The sequence below is a fragment of the Bradyrhizobium arachidis genome (genome assembly GCF_015291705.1).
Lineage (GTDB): Bacteria > Pseudomonadota > Alphaproteobacteria > Rhizobiales > Xanthobacteraceae > Bradyrhizobium > Bradyrhizobium arachidis.
Genome location: NZ_CP030050.1, coordinates 6,294,620 through 6,312,405, shown reverse-complemented (window position 1 = coordinate 6,312,405; position 17,786 = coordinate 6,294,620). Strand labels below are relative to the sequence as shown.

General features: G+C 63.7%; 11 protein-coding genes. 10 read left to right on the top strand and 1 reads right to left on the bottom strand.

What is annotated here, in order from left to right:
- Positions 1-138 precede the first annotated feature (138 nt).
- From secE to WN72_RS29465, 5 genes are all read left to right on the top strand, one after another.
- Positions 139-330, top strand: coding sequence for a preprotein translocase subunit SecE (gene secE / locus WN72_RS29485; RefSeq protein WP_027564420.1), 192 nt, complete (start codon positions 139-141; stop codon positions 328-330).
- Positions 330-884, top strand: a complete 555-nt coding sequence (gene nusG, locus WN72_RS29480; protein WP_027564419.1) for a transcription termination/antitermination protein NusG — start codon at positions 330-332, stop codon at positions 882-884. The genes secE and nusG overlap by 1 nt, the downstream gene beginning before the upstream one ends.
- Positions 885-1,016: 132 nt before the next feature.
- Positions 1,017-1,445, top strand: a complete 429-nt coding sequence (rplK, locus tag WN72_RS29475) for a 50S ribosomal protein L11 (protein WP_011088164.1) — start codon at positions 1,017-1,019, stop codon at positions 1,443-1,445.
- A gap of 6 nt (positions 1,446-1,451) precedes the next feature.
- Positions 1,452-2,144 carry a 50S ribosomal protein L1 gene (gene rplA, locus WN72_RS29470; protein WP_035729586.1) on the top strand — a complete coding sequence of 231 codons (693 nt, stop codon included), beginning with the start codon at positions 1,452-1,454 and terminating at the stop codon, positions 2,142-2,144.
- Positions 2,145-2,234: 90 nt separating this feature from the next.
- Positions 2,235-3,185: a 2-hydroxyacid dehydrogenase gene (locus WN72_RS29465; RefSeq protein ID WP_092219076.1), complete on the top strand. Its 951-nt coding sequence runs from the start codon at positions 2,235-2,237 to the stop codon at positions 3,183-3,185.
- Here the strand turns inward: WN72_RS29465 and WN72_RS29460 are convergent.
- Positions 3,182-4,831, bottom strand: a complete 1,650-nt coding sequence (locus WN72_RS29460; protein ID WP_092219078.1) for a hypothetical protein — start codon at positions 4,829-4,831, stop codon at positions 3,182-3,184. The genes WN72_RS29465 and WN72_RS29460 overlap by 4 nt on opposite strands.
- A gap of 731 nt (positions 4,832-5,562) precedes the next feature.
- On the opposite strand from WN72_RS29460, the gene rplJ reads away from it, so the two are divergent.
- The 5 genes from rplJ to WN72_RS29435 all read left to right on the top strand — a co-directional run bounded on the left by rplJ (position 5,563) and on the right by WN72_RS29435 (position 17,697).
- On the top strand, positions 5,563-6,081 hold the full coding sequence (gene rplJ / locus WN72_RS29455; protein WP_018322254.1) for a 50S ribosomal protein L10: 519 nt from the start codon (positions 5,563-5,565) through the stop codon (positions 6,079-6,081).
- A 54-nt stretch (positions 6,082-6,135) separates the two neighbouring features.
- A complete protein-coding gene (gene rplL, locus WN72_RS29450) occupies positions 6,136-6,513 on the top strand; it encodes a 50S ribosomal protein L7/L12 (RefSeq protein WP_018647233.1) in 378 nt (125 codons plus the stop codon).
- Between the two features lie 484 nt (positions 6,514-6,997).
- Positions 6,998-11,116, top strand: a complete 4,119-nt coding sequence (gene rpoB / locus WN72_RS29445) for a DNA-directed RNA polymerase subunit beta (protein WP_027564414.1) — start codon at positions 6,998-7,000, stop codon at positions 11,114-11,116.
- A 130-nt stretch (positions 11,117-11,246) separates the two neighbouring features.
- Positions 11,247-15,443 carry a DNA-directed RNA polymerase subunit beta' gene (gene rpoC / locus WN72_RS29440; RefSeq protein ID WP_028146248.1) on the top strand — a complete coding sequence of 1,399 codons (4,197 nt, stop codon included), beginning with the start codon at positions 11,247-11,249 and terminating at the stop codon, positions 15,441-15,443.
- 193 nt (positions 15,444-15,636) lie between these two features.
- Positions 15,637-17,697: an FAD-dependent oxidoreductase gene (locus tag WN72_RS29435; RefSeq protein ID WP_027564412.1), complete on the top strand. Its 2,061-nt coding sequence runs from the start codon at positions 15,637-15,639 to the stop codon at positions 17,695-17,697.
- Positions 17,698-17,786: the final 89 nt, after the last annotated feature.

The window sequence follows — 17,786 nt, the reverse complement described above, 5'->3', positions numbered from 1 at the left end:
TCCGGCGCGGCTTTAAATCCCCGAACAATCGAGCCCGGTTTCCGGCTCATCCTTCGCGACAGAGGGCTGGGCCAACGGCGGCTGTTCGGGTCCCCGAAATTCATGCGCGTCTGGCGACGGACGTTGGACATTCAAGCGATGGCAGTCAGCCCGTTCAAGTTCTTGCAGGAAGTGCGCTCGGAGACCGCCAAGGTCACCTGGCCGACCCGTCGTGAGACCACGATCACCACCATCATGGTGTTCGTGATGGTCGCCGTGGCTTCGGTCTTCTTCTTCGCCGCCGACCAGATCATCCGCTATCTCATCACCTTCCTCTTGGGCATTCACTGATGGCAACAGCAACCGCTCAATTGACCGACAAGCGCTGGTACATCGTCCACGCCTATTCGAACTTCGAGAAGAAGGTCGCCGAATCGATCCGCGAGCAGGCCAAGCAGCGCGGGCTCGAGGAGCTGTTCGAGCTGGTGCTGGTTCCGACCGAGAAGGTCACGGAAGTGCGCCGCGGCCGCAAGATCGACGCCGAGCGCAAGTTCTTCCCGGGCTACGTGCTGGTGAAGATGAAGCTGACCGACGAGGCGTTTCATCTGATCAAGAACACCCCGAAGGTCACGGGCTTCCTCGGCGCGGAAAACAAGCCGATGCCGATCTCGGAAGCCGAGGCCATGCGCATCCTGCACCAGGTGCAGGAGGGCGTGGAACGGCCGAAGGCGTCGGTGTCGTTCGAGATCGGCGAGAACGTGCGCGTGGCCGACGGCCCGTTCGCCTCGTTCTCGGGTGTGGTCGAGGAAATCGACGAGGCGCGCTCGCGCGTGAAGGTCGCAGTGTCGATCTTCGGCCGCGCAACGCCGGTCGAACTGGAATTCGGTCAGGTCGAGAAGGTCTGATCGGGTAGCGCGCAAAGCCGTAAGGTCTTGCGCAAAGAGAGGCCGTGGGAGGGAGAGGGCGGTTGCCAGCCGCATCCGACCCAGACCACGAACCTGAAACCGCCGGCCTAGCCGGCACAACAGGAGTGATACATGGCAAAGAAAGTGACCGGATACCTGAAGCTTCAGGTCCCGGCCGGTGCGGCGAATCCTTCGCCCCCGATCGGTCCCGCGCTCGGTCAGCGCGGTCTCAACATCATGGAGTTCTGCAAGGCGTTCAACGCCCAGACCCAGAAGGAAGAGAAGAACACCCCGATCCCGGTGATCATCACCATCTATGCGGACCGTTCCTTCACCTTCGAGATGAAGACGCCGCCGATGTCCTACTTCCTCAAGCAGGCCGCCAAGATCCAGTCCGGCTCGAAGGCGCCGGGCCGTGACAAGGCCGGCAAGGTGACCAAGGCGCAGGTGCGCGAGATCGCCGAGAAGAAGATGAAGGACTTGAATTGCGACACCATCGAATCGGCCATGAAGATGGTCGAGGGCTCCGCCCGTTCGATGGGTCTGGAAGTTGCGGGGTAAGCGGTCATGGCAATCGGAAAGCGTTTGAACAAAGCCCGCGAAGGCATTGACCGCGAAAAGCTTTACCCGCTCGCGGACGCCATCAAGATGGTCAAGGAGCGCGCGAAAGCGAAGTTCGACGAGACCATCGAGGTTTCGATCAATCTCGGCGTCGATCCGCGTCACGCCGACCAGATGGTCCGCGGCGTCGTGACCCTGCCGAACGGCACCGGCCGTACGCTCCGCGTCGGCGTGTTCGCCCGCGGCGCCAAGGCCGATGAAGCCAAGGCCGCCGGTGCCGACGTCGTCGGCGCCGAGGACCTGGTCGAGAAGGTGCAGAACGGCTCGATCGATTTCGACCGCTGCATCGCCACCCCGGACATGATGCCGCTGGTCGGCCGTCTCGGTAAGGTGCTCGGCCCGCGCGGCCTGATGCCGAACCCGAAGATCGGCACCGTGACCATGGACGTCACCGGTGCGGTGAAGGGTGCCAAGGGCGGCTCGGTCGAGTTCCGTGTCGAGAAGGCCGGCATCCTGCAGGCCGGCGTCGGCAAGGCCTCGTTCTCCGAGGAGAAGCTGGTCGAGAACATCAAGGCTCTGGCCGATGCTGTCTCGAAGGCGAAGCCGGCCGGCTCCAAGGGCACCTACATCCAGCGCGTTGCGGTGTCCTCGACGATGGGCCCGGGCGTGAAGGTCGAGCCGGGCACCATTCTCGGCTGAGGTTTGGAAATTGCATGAGGCGAGGGGCGGAATTGGGCAACCGATTCCGCCCCTTTCGTTTGTCTGCGGGATTCATTGGAAACAAGAACAATGGCTGACAAGGTCCTGATCTATTCGCGCTTTCCCAAGACGATGATGGCGCGCTTCGCCGAGCAGTTCGAGCTGCTCGACACCGGTGGCAAGCCGGCGCATGAGGTGTTTCCGGCCGACGAGCTCGGCGGCATCCGTGCGATGCTGACCGCTGGCGGCTCGCCGCTTGGCGCGGAGGCGATGGACCTGTTTTCGAAGCTCGGCGCCATCGTCTGCTACGGTACCGGCTATGACGGTGTCGATCTGAAGGCGGCAGCTAGCCGCAACATCGCGGTCGGTCACAGCCCGGGCGCCAATGCCGCCTCGGTCGCCGACATCGCGATGACCCTGATGCTGGCGACGACGCGGCGGATCTTGGTGGCCGACCAATATGTCCGCAGCGGCGACTGGGCCGCGTCAAAACAGTCGCCGATGATGCGGCCGCAGGCCGGCATGCCCGGCCGCCGCATCGGCGTCTATGGCATGGGCGAGATCGGCCGCAAGATCGCCGCGCGCTGCGCCGCCTTCGAGAGCGAGGTCGGTTATTTCAGCCGCACCCAATACGATCTGCCGTATCAGTATTTCCCGTCGCTGGAGGCGCTGGCCGACTGGTGCAGCGTGCTGATGATCGCGGTCCGGGCAGGGGCCGAGACCCAGCACGTCGTCAACGCCGATATCCTGAAGCGCCTCGGCGCGGATGGCTATGTCGTCAATATTTCCCGCGGCTCTGTCATCGACGAGAAGGCCCTGGTCGCGGCGCTCACCGACAAGACCATCGCCGGCGCCGGCCTCGACGTCTTCGAGAAGGAACCGCACGCCCCCGACGCGCTGACCGCGCTGCCCAACGTCGTGTTCGCCCCGCATATCGGCGGCCATACCCTGGACTCGCACGTCGCCATGCAGAACTGCGTGCTGGCGAACCTCACCGCATTCTTCGCGGGCAAGCCGCTGCCTTACGCGGTCAAGACCTAGCTGGCGCGATCGAGGCGGAATCTCTCCTGGAGATCGCGCCTGAGCTTGTCGTCTGTCACCGCCGCGATGCGGGCCGCGGCGCGTTCGCGCAGCATCCGGGTCGTAACCGTCGCGTTCGGCTCATGCGGGCTGCGATGCCAGCCGGTCGCGATCAGGAACTGTTCGAGCATCGCATCAGGAACGCGATCGAGCTGGTCGGCGTAGAATTCGCGCTGCTCGTCATTGCCCAGAAAGTAGACGCGCTTGAACGCCAGCGCGCGGCTGCTGAATGCGTCGCTGGAATCGTCCCGGATCAAGCCAAAGCGCTGGCGCTGCTCGGCAGCATATTGATCCGATCCGAAGGCGGCCTTGGCCGCGAGCCGCAGCGCCAGCTCATATTGCCAGGTCTTCAGGTCGCGTCGTTCCTCAAAGACGAGCAGCGCCTGATCCGGGATGCCGGGGAATTTCGCGGCATCCCAGTGGAACGGCAGCTCGGCGCGATTGTAGTCGAAGCCTATGGCCGGGTCCTTCATGCGCGCCACGATCAGGTCGATGAACTGGCGCTGCCGGCCGGGATCAAGCTTGAACCAGAATTTCTGGATCGATTGATAGGCGGGGCTGTGGCTGCTCGACAGTTCGATGAAGGAGGCCATCATGCGGAGCAGCTCGTCATTGACGCCGCCCTTGGCCTGCACGGCCAGCGCGATGTCGAGGGCGGCGGTGCGGGTGGGGCCCTTGGAAATCTCGACCGCGCGGCGGATCAGCTCGGCGATGCTGACGTCGGGTGTCTTCGGCGGTGCAGCCCAGTCGATGCCGTAGGCCGCGGCCGCGAGGTCCTCGGCGGTGAAGGTGGGACCGCCGATCCAGACCATCTGCGATGGACCGCCCGCGAATCCCGACCACACCGACACGGTCGGATCGGGTGCGTTCGGCCTCCCGAATAGCGGGGCGTAGCTGCGCACGACGCGCCGGCCGGAGTGCCAGGTCGCCGCGACGCGCTCCTCGCCGTTCTGCCGGACATTGAGCGTGCCGACGGTGCAGCAACCGACCATGGGATAGTAGGGCCTGGGCTGCATCCTAACTACGAGCCCGTCGGGAATGCTGTCGATCGTCGTTGTCTTCAGGCATTCGCCGATCCGGCCGGCGCGTTGCAGCAGTTCGGACCGGCGGAGCTCCTCAGCGGTGCAATCCTTGGCCGCGGCAAGCTCGGTCATCTGGATCGGTCCGATATGGCCTTTCTCGTCGTCGGCGGCATGGACATAGCGATCGACCAGATGATCGGCCAGCAGCGAGACCTGTCCGCAGCAGCCCCGGACCCCGCGGGTGACCAGGGTGACGGTGCGGATGTCCTTCAGTTCCGCCGGTATGGTCCGGACGGCAAGGGACGGATCGGTCTCCGCCTCGGCCTTGTAGCGGTCCACGACGGAGACGCCGAACCAGGCCGCGAAGAACAGCAGCGGCGCCGCGACGAGCCCGGGATGTCTTCGGGTCGCGCCAAAAGCCATCATTCCGACGATGACGGCCAACCAGAGGACGTTGAGGCCGCCAGCGACATCCCGCACGAGGAAGAAGAAGACCAGCGCGATGATCGGCCAGCTTGCCAGCACCCAATAGGCCGCCGCGAGGATCGCCAGTCCGAGGAGCAGGGTGACGGTGTGCCGGATCATTGATCCCTGTCGATTTGCGCTTCAGAGGGAACTTGGAGGAGAAGAGGGTGCGAAGCTCAACCCATAGCTGAGAAGCCTTGCCTGATCCGTAAGGCGTGCATTCCGATGCGGCATTGTGCGAAAAGACTTCGCTAACCCTCGGCGGGACCACGCCTTTGGCGCGGGGTTCCAGTCCCACCGGCATCGGATCGGAACTGGTGCGAATTTTGCTCTTGGCAAGCCGGCAGAGAGCGGTTAAAGAACCGCTTCCGGACGTGCCGGCCTCGGCTGGCGCGTTCGTGCACGCATTCCGAAAACCCGACACGGCAGGAGCTCATTCCTTTTCAGGACGTCCGCGAGGATTTGCCCGAAAAGGAAGGAAAGACTGTCGGCCGGAAGGGATGCGGGCAGAGGTCGGGCGGTTCGCCGGCTGACCTTGTCCTGTCCAAGACTGCAGGCGCCCGCGGGGAATTTCGATTTCTCAACGGCTTAATCGCATGGCCTGCATAGACGGGTGAAGACCGGATTTCACTTCGCACTCAGCTTTAAGGGCTGGCTTTGCGAAACGGGTCTGGTTCGGACCTCGACACGCCGTGGACCTCTAAGGGGTTCCCGGAGGGCAGGCTTTGAATTGTCGTCTTGCCCGGCGCGTCCGAAGGGTTTTGGCCCGGAGGTTCAGGTTTGGGCGGGACGATGGGTGCAACCCGGCGGTCCCGCTTTTCGCGATGACCGCCAACCGGAGAGAGCTTGCTGTGGAACGAGCGGCAAAAAAGGAAGCGGTCGAACAGCTCAATGAGGTCTTCAAGACCACGAGCGTCGCGGTCGTTGCTCAATATTCCGGCCTCACCGTCGCCCAGATGCAGAAGCTGCGCCAGCAGATGAAGCAGGCGGGCGCTGCGGTGAAGGTCTCGAAGAACCGTCTCGCCAAAATTGCTCTTGAAGGCACTGACGTCGTTGCCATCGGCCCCATGCTGAAGGGGCCGACCGTGATCGCCACCTCGAACGATCCGGTAGCGGCGCCAAAGGTCGCCATTGAATTCGCCAAGGCGAACGAAAAGTTCGTCATCGTCGGCGGATCGATGGGGAAGACCGTCCTGAATGTCGACGGCGTGAAGGCACTTGCCTCGCTGCCGTCGCTTGATGAACTGCGCGGCAAGATCGTCGGCCTGCTTGTGGCCCCGGCGACCAAGCTGGCTCAGCTCGCCAACGCGCCCGCGGGCAAGCTCGCGCGCGTCATCCAGGCTCATGCCTCAAAGGGCGAAGCGGCCTGACGCCCTTCGCAAAACTCAAACCCGAACCAGACATACACGTAAGGAAACTGAACAATGGCTGACTTGCAGAAGATCGTTGACGACCTCTCGAGCCTCACCGTGCTCGAAGCCGCTGAACTGGCGAAGCTCCTCGAAGAGAAGTGGGGCGTTTCGGCTGCCGCGGCTGTCGCCGTGGCCGGCCCGGCTGGTGGTGGCGCTGCCGCCGCTCCGGCGGAAGAGAAGACCGAGTTCACGGTCGTTCTCGCCTCTGCCGGCGAGAAGAAGATCGAGGTCATCAAGGAAGTCCGCGCCATCACCGGTCTCGGCCTCAAGGAAGCAAAGGACCTCGTCGAGGGTGCTCCGAAGCCGCTGAAGGAAGGCGTGAACAAGGAAGAAGCCGAGAAGATCAAGGCCCAGATCGAGAAGGCTGGCGCCAAGGTCGAGCTCAAGTAAGCACGGCTTACTGGTACGGGATCCCGGGCGAGCATCGGCTCAGCCCGGGATCTTGGTCCACCCTCCAAGGGGGCGGGCCGGATGCAAAAGGCGTGCGACGGAACGCCCCGACGTAGGCCGAACACGAAAAAGTGTGGGGATTTGCGGGTTTAACCCTCGAATCTACACTATTGTCGCCCCATATCGGGTCGACAGCACGAAAGCGCGGTGGGCAGGGAGGCCGGATTTCCCTGTAAGCCGTTGGGAGAGCAGGCTATTTCGGGCTTTTGCAGTCCGTGAAGACGATCGTTGTGACGGGCGGGCGCGCAGCAGCGCCCCGCGCGTCGTTTTGCGTTTTGAAGGTCTGAAGAACAGATTCAGGACATTCCCGCCTGAAACTGAGTTTCCGACCCCCAAAACGGGTTCGAAAAATTCAACCCGGGAAGCGGTGGCAGCCGCGTTCCGGACGGCGCGCCCAGAGCGGGCGACGAAATGAGAGGCCACGATGGCGCAGCAGACATTCACCGGTCGCAAACGCGTTCGCAAGTTCTTCGGACACATCAAGGAAGTCGCCGAGATGCCGAACCTCATCGAGGTTCAGAAGGCGTCCTATGACCAGTTCCTGATGGTCGATGAACCCACTGGCGGCCGCCTCGACGAGGGTCTGCAGGCGGTGTTCCGCTCGGTGTTCCCGATCTCCGACTTCTCGGGCACCTCGATGCTGGAATTCGTCCGCTACGAGTTCGAGCAGCCGAAATACGACGTCGACGAGTGCCGCCAGCGCGGCATGACCTTCGCGGCTCCCCTCAAGGTGACGCTGCGCCTCATCGTGTTCGATATCGACGAGGAAACCGGTGCGAAGTCGGTCAAGGACATCAAGGAGCAGGACGTCTACATGGGCGATATCCCGCTCATGACGATGAACGGCACCTTCATCGTCAACGGCACCGAGCGCGTCATCGTCTCGCAGATGCACCGTTCGCCCGGCGTGTTCTTCGACCACGACAAGGGCAAGACCCATTCCTCGGGCAAGCTGCTGTTCGCCGCCCGCGTGATCCCGTATCGCGGCTCCTGGCTCGACATCGAGTTCGACGCCAAGGACATCGTCTATGCGCGTATCGACCGTCGCCGCAAGATTCCGGTGACGTCGCTGATGTTCGCCCTCGGCCTCGACGGCGAAGCGATCCTGTCCACGTTCTACAAGAAGATCCTCTACAAGCGGACCAAGGAAGGCTGGCGCGTTCCGTTCGACGCCAACCGTTTCCGCGGCTACTCGACCGTCAACGACCTGATCGACGCCGACACCGGCAAGGTCGTGCTCGAGGCCGGCAAGAAGCTCACCGTCCGTGCCGCCCGCCAGCTCCAGGAGAAGGGGCTAAAGGCGCTGCGCATGGCGGATGAGGAACTGGTCGGCAACTACGTCGCCGAGGACCTCGTCAACCCGAAGACGGGTGAGATCCACGCCGAAGCCGGTGAGGAAATCACCGACAAGCTGATGAAGGCGCTCAACGAGCAGGGCTACAAGGAGCTGCCGCTGCTCGACATCGACCACGTCAATGTCGGCCCCTACATCCGCAACACGCTCTCGGCCGACAAGAACATGACGCGCGAGGACGCGCTGTTCGACATCTACCGCGTGATGCGTCCGGGCGAGCCGCCGACGCTGGAATCGGCGCAGGCCATGTTCCAGTCGCTGTTCTTCGACGCCGAGCGTTACGACCTTTCCGCGGTCGGCCGCGTCAAGATGAACATGCGCCTCGACCTCGATGCGCCCGACACCCAGCGCACGCTGCGCAAGGAAGACATCCTCTCGGTCATCAAGACTCTGGTGGACCTGCGCGACGGCAAGGGCGAGATCGACGACATCGACCATCTCGGCAACCGCCGTGTGCGCTCGGTCGGCGAGCTCATGGAGAACCAATACCGCATCGGCCTCCTGCGTATGGAGCGCGCGATCAAGGAGCGCATGTCCTCGGTCGACATCGACACGGTCATGCCGCAGGACCTGATCAACGCGAAGCCCGCGGCTGCCGCCGTGCGCGAGTTCTTCGGCTCTTCGCAGCTCTCGCAGTTCATGGACCAGACCAACCCGCTCTCGGAGATCACCCACAAGCGTCGTCTCTCGGCGCTTGGACCGGGCGGTCTGACCCGCGAGCGCGCCGGCTTCGAAGTCCGCGACGTGCATCCGACCCATTACGGCCGTATCTGCCCGATCGAGACGCCGGAAGGTCCGAACATCGGCCTGATCAACTCGCTCGCGACCTTCGCGCGCGTGAACAAGTACGGCTTCGTGGAAACGCCTTACCGCAAGGTCAAGGACGGCCGCGTCACCGACGAGGTCGTGTACCTCTCGGCGATGGAAGAGGGCCGCTACACGGTCGCGCAGGCGAACGTGCCGCTCGACCCGAAGGGCCGCTTCACCGAAGACCTCGTGGTCTGCCGTCACGCCGGCGAAGTTCTGCCGGTGACGCCGGACAAGGTCGACTACATGGACGTGTCGCCGAAGCAGCTCGTCTCGGTCGCCGCGGCGCTGATCCCGTTCCTAGAGAACGACGACGCCAACCGCGCGCTGATGGGCTCGAACATGCAGCGCCAGGCGGTGCCGCTGGTTCGCGCCGAGGCGCCGTTCGTCGGCACCGGCATGGAAGGCGTCGTTGCCCGTGACTCGGGTGCCGCGATCGCGGCGCGCCGTTCCGGCGTGATCGACCAGATCGACGCGACCCGCGTCGTCATCCGCGCCACGGAAGATCTCGATCCGACCAAGTCGGGCGTCGATATCTACCGCCTGATGAAGTACCAGCGCTCCAACCAGTCGACCTGCATCAACCAGCGTCCGCTGGTGAAGGTCGGCGACATCGTCAAGAAGGGCGACATCATCGCCGACGGTCCGTCGACCGATCTCGGCGAGCTCGCGCTCGGCCGGAACGTGCTCGTCGCGTTCATGCCGTGGAACGGCTACAACTTCGAAGACTCGATCCTGCTCTCCGAGCGGATCGTGAAGGAAGACGTCTTCACCTCGATCCACATCGAGGAGTTCGAGGTGATGGCCCGCGACACCAAGCTCGGACCTGAGGAAATCACCCGCGACATTCCGAACGTCTCGGAAGAAGCGCTGAAGAACCTCGACGAAGCCGGTATCGTCTACATCGGCGCGGAAGTGCGTGCCGGCGACATCCTGGTCGGCAAGATCACGCCGAAGGGCGAAAGCCCGATGACGCCGGAAGAGAAGCTCCTGCGCGCCATCTTCGGCGAGAAGGCCTCCGACGTTCGCGACACCTCGCTGCGCGTTCCTCCGGGCGTGCAGGGCACGATCGTGGAAGTGCGCGTGTTCAACCGTCACGGCGTCGACAAGGACGAGCGTGCGCTGGCGATCGAGCGGGAAGAGATCGAGCGTCTGGCCAAGGACCGCGACGACGAGCAGGCGATCCTGGACCGCAACGTCTACAACCGTCTTGCCGAGCTCCTCGAGGGGCGGCAGGGCATTGCCGGTCCGAAGGGCTTCAAGAAGGACACCAAGATCACCCGTGCGGTGCTCGAGGAGTACCCGAAGTCGCAGTGGTGGCTGTTCGCTTCGCCGAACGACAAGCTGATGGCCGAGATCGAGGCCATGCGGAAGCAGTACGACGAGTCGAAGAAGGGGCTTGAACAGCGCTTCCTCGACAAGGTCGAGAAGCTCCAGCGCGGCGACGAATTGCCGCCCGGCGTGATGAAGATGGTCAAGGTCTTCGTCGCGGTGAAGCGCAAGATCCAGCCCGGCGACAAGATGGCCGGCCGCCACGGCAACAAGGGCGTGGTGTCGAAGATCGTGCCGATCGAGGACATGCCGTTCCTCGAAGACGGTACGCACGCCGACATCGTGCTCAACCCGCTGGGCGTGCCCTCGCGCATGAACGTCGGACAGATCCTCGAGACCCATCTCGGCTGGGCCTGCGCCGGCCTCGGCAAGCGTATCGGCCAGACGGTCGATGCCTATTTGTCGAAGCAGGACATCAAGCCGCTGAAGGAAACCTTGAAGAAGGTCTACGGCGAGGACGAGACCATCAAGACGCTCAACGACAACGAGCTGCTTGAGCTCGGCCATAACCTCAGCCGCGGCGTGCCGATCGCAACACCGGTGTTCGACGGCGCCAAGGAAGCCGACATCGAGGAGATGCTGAAGCTGGCCGGTCTGGACGCTTCGGGCCAGTCGACCGTCTATGACGGCCGCACCGGCGATGCCTTCGATCGCAAGGTGACGGTGGGCTACATCTACATGCTCAAGCTGCACCATCTGGTCGACGACAAGATCCATGCGCGTTCGATCGGTCCGTACTCGCTCGTCACCCAGCAGCCGCTGGGCGGCAAGGCGCAGTTCGGTGGCCAGCGCTTCGGCGAAATGGAGGTGTGGGCGCTCGAGGCTTACGGCGCGGCGTACACGCTCCAGGAGATGCTGACGGTGAAGTCGGACGACGTCGCCGGACGCACCAAGGTGTACGAGGCGATCGTGCGCGGCGACGACACGTTCGAGGCCGGTATTCCGGAATCGTTCAACGTGCTGGTCAAGGAAATGCGCTCGCTCGGCCTCAACGTCGACCTGCACAACTCCAAGATGGGACCGGCGCCGACGTCGGAAGCGGCCGAGTAATTCGACCTTTCATGCCCGGCCTTCGACGGCCGGGCATCGGCGCCCGGCCTGAGGCCTTGAGGGCAGGGCGCCCTGCTCGAGTGATTTTCGAATTTGCGGCCGGAGGCGACCGGCACGCGAGGAGAAGACGATGAACCAAGAAATTATGAATCTCTTCAACCCGACGACGCCGGCTCAGGTCTTCGACCAGATCCGGATCTCGATCGCGTCCCCAGAGAAGATTCTGTCCTGGTCCTACGGCGAGATCAAGAAGCCGGAGACCATCAACTACCGTACCTTCAAGCCCGAGCGCGACGGCCTGTTCTGCGCCCGCATCTTCGGGCCGATCAAGGACTACGAGTGCTTGTGCGGCAAGTACAAGCGCATGAAGTACAAGGGCATCATCTGCGAGAAGTGCTCGGTCGAGGTCACGCTGTCGCGCGTCCGGCGCGAGCGCATGGGCCATATCGAGCTCGCCGCTCCGGTCGCTCACATCTGGTTCCTGAAGTCGCTGCCCTCGCGCATCGGCCTGCTGCTGGACATGACGCTGAAGGATCTCGAGCGGATCCTCTACTTCGAATACTACGTCGTGCTCGAGCCGGGTCTCACCGCGCTCAAGGACCGTCAGCTGCTGTCGGAAGACGAGTATCTGAAGGCGCAGGACGAGTACGGCCAGGACAGCTTCACCGCCATGATCGGCGCCGAAGCGATCCGCGAGCTGCTCAAGGGCATGGACCTCGAGAAGCTCGAGGCTACGCTGCGCGTCGAGATGCAGGAGACCGACTCCGACATCAAGCACAAGAAGCTCGCCAAGCGCCTCAAGATCGTCGAAGCGTTCCGCCACTCCGGCAACAAGCCGGAATGGATGATCATGACCGTGGTTCCGGTGATCCCGCCGGACTTGCGTCCGTTGGTGCCGCTCGACGGCGGCCGCTTCGCGACCTCTGACCTCAACGACCTTTACCGCCGCGTCATCAACCGCAACAACCGCTTGAAGCGGCTGATGGAGCTGCGCGCGCCCGACATCATCATCCGCAACGAGAAGCGCATGCTTCAGGAAGCGGTCGATGCGCTGTTCGACAACGGCCGCCGCGGCCGCGTCATCACCGGCGCCAACAAGCGTCCGCTGAAGTCGCTCGCCGACATGCTCAAGGGCAAGCAGGGACGCTTCCGTCAGAACCTGCTCGGCAAGCGCGTCGACTATTCGGGCCGTTCGGTGATCGTGGTCGGTCCCGAGCTGCGCCTGCATCAGTGCGGCCTGCCGAAGAAGATGGCGCTCGAGCTGTTCAAGCCGTTCATCTATTCGCGGCTTGACGCCAAGGGCCTGTCCACCACCGTGAAGCAGGCCAAGAAGCTGGTCGAGAAGGAGCGGCCCGAGGTCTGGGACATCCTGGACGAGGTGATCCGCGAGCATCCGGTGCTGCTCAACCGCGCCCCGACGCTGCATCGTCTCGGCATCCAGGCGTTCGAGCCCGTGCTGATCGAGGGCAAGGCGATCCAGCTTCACCCGCTGGTCTGCTCGGCCTTCAACGCCGACTTCGACGGTGACCAGATGGCCGTGCACGTCCCGCTGTCGCTCGAAGCGCAGCTGGAAGCGCGCGTCCTGATGATGTCGACCAACAACATCCTGCATCCGGCGAACGGTCAGCCGATCATCGTGCCGTCGCAGGACATCGTGCTCGGTCTCTACTACGTCTCGATCATGCGCGAAGGCCTGCCCGGCGAGGGCAAGGTGTTCGGCGACATGGCCGAGCTCGAGCACGCGCTGCATGCGAAGGTCATCCACCTCCACACCAAGATCAAGTACCGGTGGGAAGGCATGGACGAGACCGGCAAGATCTCCAAGCGCTGGATCGAGACCACCGCCGGCCGCGTCATGCTCGGCAACCTGCTGCCGAAGAACCCGCGCGTCACCTACGAGATCATCAACAAGCTGATGACCAAGCGCGAGATCTCTGGCGTCATCGACCAGGTCTACCGCCACTGCGGCCAGAAGGAGACGGTGATCTTCTGCGACCGCATCATGGCGCTCGGCTTCTACAACGCGTTCAAGGCCGGCATCTCGTTCGGCAAGGACGACATGGTCGTGCCGCACGGCAAGTGGAAGATCGTCGACACCACCCGTACGCTGGCGAAGGATTTCGAGCAGCAGTACAACGACGGCCTGATCACCCACGGCGAGAAGTACAACAAGGTCGTCGACGCCTGGTCGAAGGCCACGGAAGAAATCGCCAAGGCGATGATGAAGGAGATCTCCGCCACCAAGAAGACGGCGAGCGGAGCCGATGCCGACATCAACTCGATCTACATGATGGCCCACTCCGGTGCCCGCGGTTCGCCGGCCCAGATGCGCCAGCTCGCCGGCATGCGCGGCCTGATGGCCAAGCCGTCGGGTGAGATCATCGAGACGCCGATCATCTCGAACTTCAAGGAAGGCCTCTCGGTGCTCGAGTACTTCAACTCGACCCACGGCGCCCGCAAGGGCCTCGCGGACACCGCGTTGAAGACCGCGAACTCGGGCTACCTGACCCGTCGTCTCGTCGACGTCGCGCAGGACTGCATCATCACGCAGTCCGACTGCGGCACCAAGCTCGGCATCAAGATGCGCGCCATCGTCGATGCCGGCACCGTGGTCGCTTCGCTCGGCTCGCGCATCCTCGGACGCACGGCCTGCGAGGATATCCGTGACAGCTCGGGCAAGGTGATCATCAAGCGCGACACGCTGATGGAAGAGAGCCATCTGGAAGCCATCCAGCAGGGTGGTGTGCAGGAGGTGAAGATCCGCTCGGCGCTGACCTGCGAGCTCGTCAACGGCATCTGCGGCAAGTGCTACGGCCGCGACCTCGCCCGCGGCACGCCGGTCAACCACGGTGAAGCCGTCGGCGTCATCGCGGCGCAGTCGATCGGCGAGCCGGGCACCCAGCTCACCATGCGCACGTTCCACATCGGCGGTGCGGCGCAGCTCAACGAGCAGTCCTTCGTCGAAGCCAGCTTCGACGGCAAGATCGTGATCAGGAACAAGGCCATCGCCCGCAACAGCGAAGGTCACCTGATCGCGATGGTGCGCAACATGGTGGTGGCGATCGTCGATGCCGACGGCACCGAGCGTGCGACGCACCGCGTCCAGTACGGCTCGCGCCTGCACGTCGACGAGGGCGACATGGTCAAGCGCGGCCAGCGCGTCGTCGAGTGGGATCCCTACACTCGTCCGCTCCTCACCGAAGTCGAAGGTACGATCGGCTTCGAGGACCTGGTCGAGGGGCAGTCGATCTCGGAAACGCTCGACGAGGCCACCGGCATCGCCAAGCGCGTGGTCATCGACTGGCGCTCGACCCGCGGCGGCTCGGACCTGCGTCCGGCCATCGTGGTCAAGGGCAAGGACGGCAAGGTGCTCAAGCTCGCCCGTGGCGGCGATGCCCGCTACATGCTGTCGGTCGACGCCATTCTCTCGGTCGACGTCGGAGCCAAGGTCAATCCGGGCGACATCCTCGCCCGTGTCTCGACCGAAAGCGCCAAGACGCGTGACATCACCGGCGGTCTGCCGCGGGTGGCGGAACTGTTCGAGGCACGGCGTCCGAAGGATGCGGCGATCATCGCCGAGATCGCGGGCACCATCCGGTTCGGGCGCGACTACAAGAACAAGCGTCGCATCTCGATCGAGCCGATGGACAAGACCGAGGAGCCGCGCGAGTACCTGATCCCGAAGGGCAAGCACATCCACCTTCAGGACGGCGACGTCGTCGAAAAGGGCGACTTCATCGTGGAAGGCAACCCGGCGCCGCACGACATCCTTGCGGTCAAGGGCATCGAGGAGCTCGCGGCCTATCTGGTCAACGAGATCCAGGAGGTCTACCGGCTCCAGGGCGTGCTCATCAACGACAAGCACATCGAGGTGATTGTCCGTCAGATGCTCCAGAAGGTGGAAGTCACCGACCAGGGCGATACGGACATGATCTCCGGCGAGCAGGTCGACAAGATCGAGTTCGACGCGCTGAACGAGAAGGCCAAGGAAGAGGGCAAGAAGCCCGCCACGGGTACGCCGGTTCTGCTCGGCATCACCAAGGCGAGCCTCCAGACCCGCTCCTTCTTCTCGGCGGCATCGTTCCAGGAGACCACCCGCGTCCTCACCGAAGCGGCGGTCAACGGCAAGATCGATCCGCTCGAAGGCCTCAAGGAGAACGTCATCGTCGGCCGGCTGATCCCGGCGGGCACCGGCGCCTCCATGGCCAAGATCCGCGAAGTCGCGATGAAGCGCGACAAGCTGATCCTGGATGAGCGCGAGAAGCAGGCGGCCGTCGTGTCGCCGGCGCCGGAAGCGGAGCTTCCTGCGCTGCCGCCCGCGGAATGATCGTTCATCCGTAAGAATACCGAGGACAATGAAAAGGCCGGCGCAAGCCGGCCTTTTTGCTGCTTTGTTTCCCTGTTGCGGTGCGGGATCAACCTTTGTTCATCTTTCCTTCAGGCGCAAAAGCGCTTCTGCTAGGGCAGCTTAGACCGGTGGATCCCGTGACGGGGGCAGGGCCGGAGACCACGGAACTGACATGCTTGATCTCGCAATCGTAGGCGGCGGCCCCGGCGGGCTGATGAGTGCCTGGTATCTAAAGCGTAAGCTCGGCGACCTCTGCCGCATCACCATCTTCGAGGCGTCCGATCGGCTCGGCGGCAAGATCGTCACGCGCAAATTCGATTCCGCGCCCGCGATGTACGAGGCCGGCGTTGCCGAGATCTACGACTACTCGATGACGGGCCCGGACCCGCTGCGCGAGCTGATCCAGCATTTCGGACTTCAGACCATCCCGATGGACGCCGAGCAGGTGCAGTTCGGCGGCGAGCTGCTCGACGACGTGCCCGGCATGCGCCGCAAATACGGTGCGAAGACCGCCGCTGCGATCGAGGCGTTCCGCAACCGTTGCGCCGAAATGATGTCGCCGATCGAATATTACGAGGGCGTCGGCGCGCACGACAACGAGAACCCCTGGGCCTACAAGACCGCCGAGCAGGTGCTCGACGAGGAGGTCGAGGACGAGACCGCAAAGCGCTTCTTCAAGGTGATGGCGCGCTCGGACATCGCGACCGAAAGCCACAACACCAACGGCCTCAACGCGCTCAAGAACTACCTGATGGATGTCGACGGCTATATCGGCCTCTACTCCATCCAGAACGGCAACGAGCAGCTGATCGAGTGCCTGCAGTCGGAGGTCAACGCCGACATCCAGCTCAATCACCGCGTGCTCACCGTCGGCAAGGCGCCGACCGGCCGCTATCAGCTCAAGATGATGAATGGCAAGGGTCCGGAGACGCGCGACTTCGACCTCGTGCTGGTCTGCCTGCCGCATTCCTGGCTCGCTACGATGGGGTGGGAAGGCGAGCAGCTGCGCAAGTCGATGGTCAAGCACGTCTCCTATTTCGACCGTCCCGCGCACTATCTGCGTGTCTCGATCCTGTTCGACGCCCCGTTCTGGGGCGAGAAGATTCCCGGCGCCTGGTTCATGTCGGAGGCCTTCGGCGGCTGCTGCGTCTACAACGAGGGCGCGCGCCACGACGTCGGCAAGCACGGCGTGTTGAACTGGCTCATTCCCGGCTCCGATGCGCTGGCCTTCGCCAACCTCTCGGACCAGGAGCTGATCGACGCCGCGCTGAAATCGCTGCCCGCCTCGCTCGGCGATGCCCGCGCGCATTTCCTGGAAGGCAAGATCCACCGCTGGCTGTCGTCGGTGAACGCGCTGCCGGGCGGTCTGCCGGTGCGCGACGTCATGACCAACCATCGCCCCGAGCCGAAGGAACATCCCGGCATCGTGGTGGTCGGCGACTATCTGTTCGACTCCACGCTGAACGGCCTGCTCGATTCCTCGGATGCCGCGACCGACATCATCCTGACCGAGATGATGCGCCTGCGCCGCGAGCGCGCGCAGGGCGAGGCGCAGGTCTCCGACAAGATCGATCGCGACTATTTCGAGAACTATCGCGGCCTCGGTCCCTATCACGAAGCCTGGAAGCACTTCACCGATCCCGATTACCTGTCCAAGCTGATCGGCATCGTCTGGGGCAAGGCCAAGGGCTCAAAGCTCCTGGTCGCGGGCTCGGCCAGCGGCGAGCTGGTCGGCGCGCTGCGCGAGCGCGGCATCGATGCCTGGGGCATCGAAAGCAACCGCGCCATCCATGCGAAAACGCCGAAGGCGCTGAAGAAGTACAACAAGCTCGGCTCGATCACCGACATGCCGTTCAAGGATGGCAGCTTCGACTTCGTGTTCGAGACCAGCCTCTGCCACGTGTCCCCGAAGCAGGTGGTCCGCGCGATCCGCGAGCTCAACCGCGTGGTCAAGACCGGACTCGTGTTCGGCTCGATCACCTCGGACATGGCCTCGGTGGTGATCGACCGCTACGACCTCCTGCGCGGGGTCAAGAAGCTCGGCACCTGGTGGGAATGGTCCGAGCTGTTCTTCGGCAACGGCTTCGACCTGTCGATGCACCGCAAGGACTGCACCGACGCGCTCTGGGAGGCGACGCTCGCCGCGGGCAAGGGCCCGGGCCAGTGGTACGCCGACGCCGACAGCTTGCGTTATTCGTTCTTCGACAAGGTCGAGGACGAGGACGACGACTAGCGCTCAAGGATCGGGTGAATTCGCCAATTGTTTTGCCGAATTCATTTTGATCGCATAGAATCGGTGCAATAGCGGCTCTCCGCTATTTC

What these genes read in the sequence shown, in the direction of transcription:
- secE (WP_027564420.1), top strand. Translation starts at nt 139, where the DNA reads ATGGCAGTCAGCCCGTTCAAGTTCTTGCAGGAAGTGCGCTCGGAGACC.
- nusG (WP_027564419.1), top strand. Translation starts at nt 330, where the DNA reads ATGGCAACAGCAACCGCTCAATTGACCGACAAGCGCTGGTACATCGTC.
- rplK (WP_011088164.1), top strand. Translation starts at nt 1,017, where the DNA reads ATGGCAAAGAAAGTGACCGGATACCTGAAGCTTCAGGTCCCGGCCGGT.
- rplA (WP_035729586.1), top strand. Translation starts at nt 1,452, where the DNA reads ATGGCAATCGGAAAGCGTTTGAACAAAGCCCGCGAAGGCATTGACCGC.
- WN72_RS29465 (WP_092219076.1), top strand. Translation starts at nt 2,235, where the DNA reads ATGGCTGACAAGGTCCTGATCTATTCGCGCTTTCCCAAGACGATGATG.
- WN72_RS29460 (WP_092219078.1), bottom strand. Translation starts at nt 4,831, where the DNA reads ATGATCCGGCACACCGTCACCCTGCTCCTCGGACTGGCGATCCTCGCG.
- rplL (WP_018647233.1), top strand. Translation starts at nt 6,136, where the DNA reads ATGGCTGACTTGCAGAAGATCGTTGACGACCTCTCGAGCCTCACCGTG.
- rpoB (WP_027564414.1), top strand. Translation starts at nt 6,998, where the DNA reads ATGGCGCAGCAGACATTCACCGGTCGCAAACGCGTTCGCAAGTTCTTC.
- rpoC (WP_028146248.1), top strand. Translation starts at nt 11,247, where the DNA reads ATGAACCAAGAAATTATGAATCTCTTCAACCCGACGACGCCGGCTCAG.
- WN72_RS29435 (WP_027564412.1), top strand. Translation starts at nt 15,637, where the DNA reads ATGCTTGATCTCGCAATCGTAGGCGGCGGCCCCGGCGGGCTGATGAGT.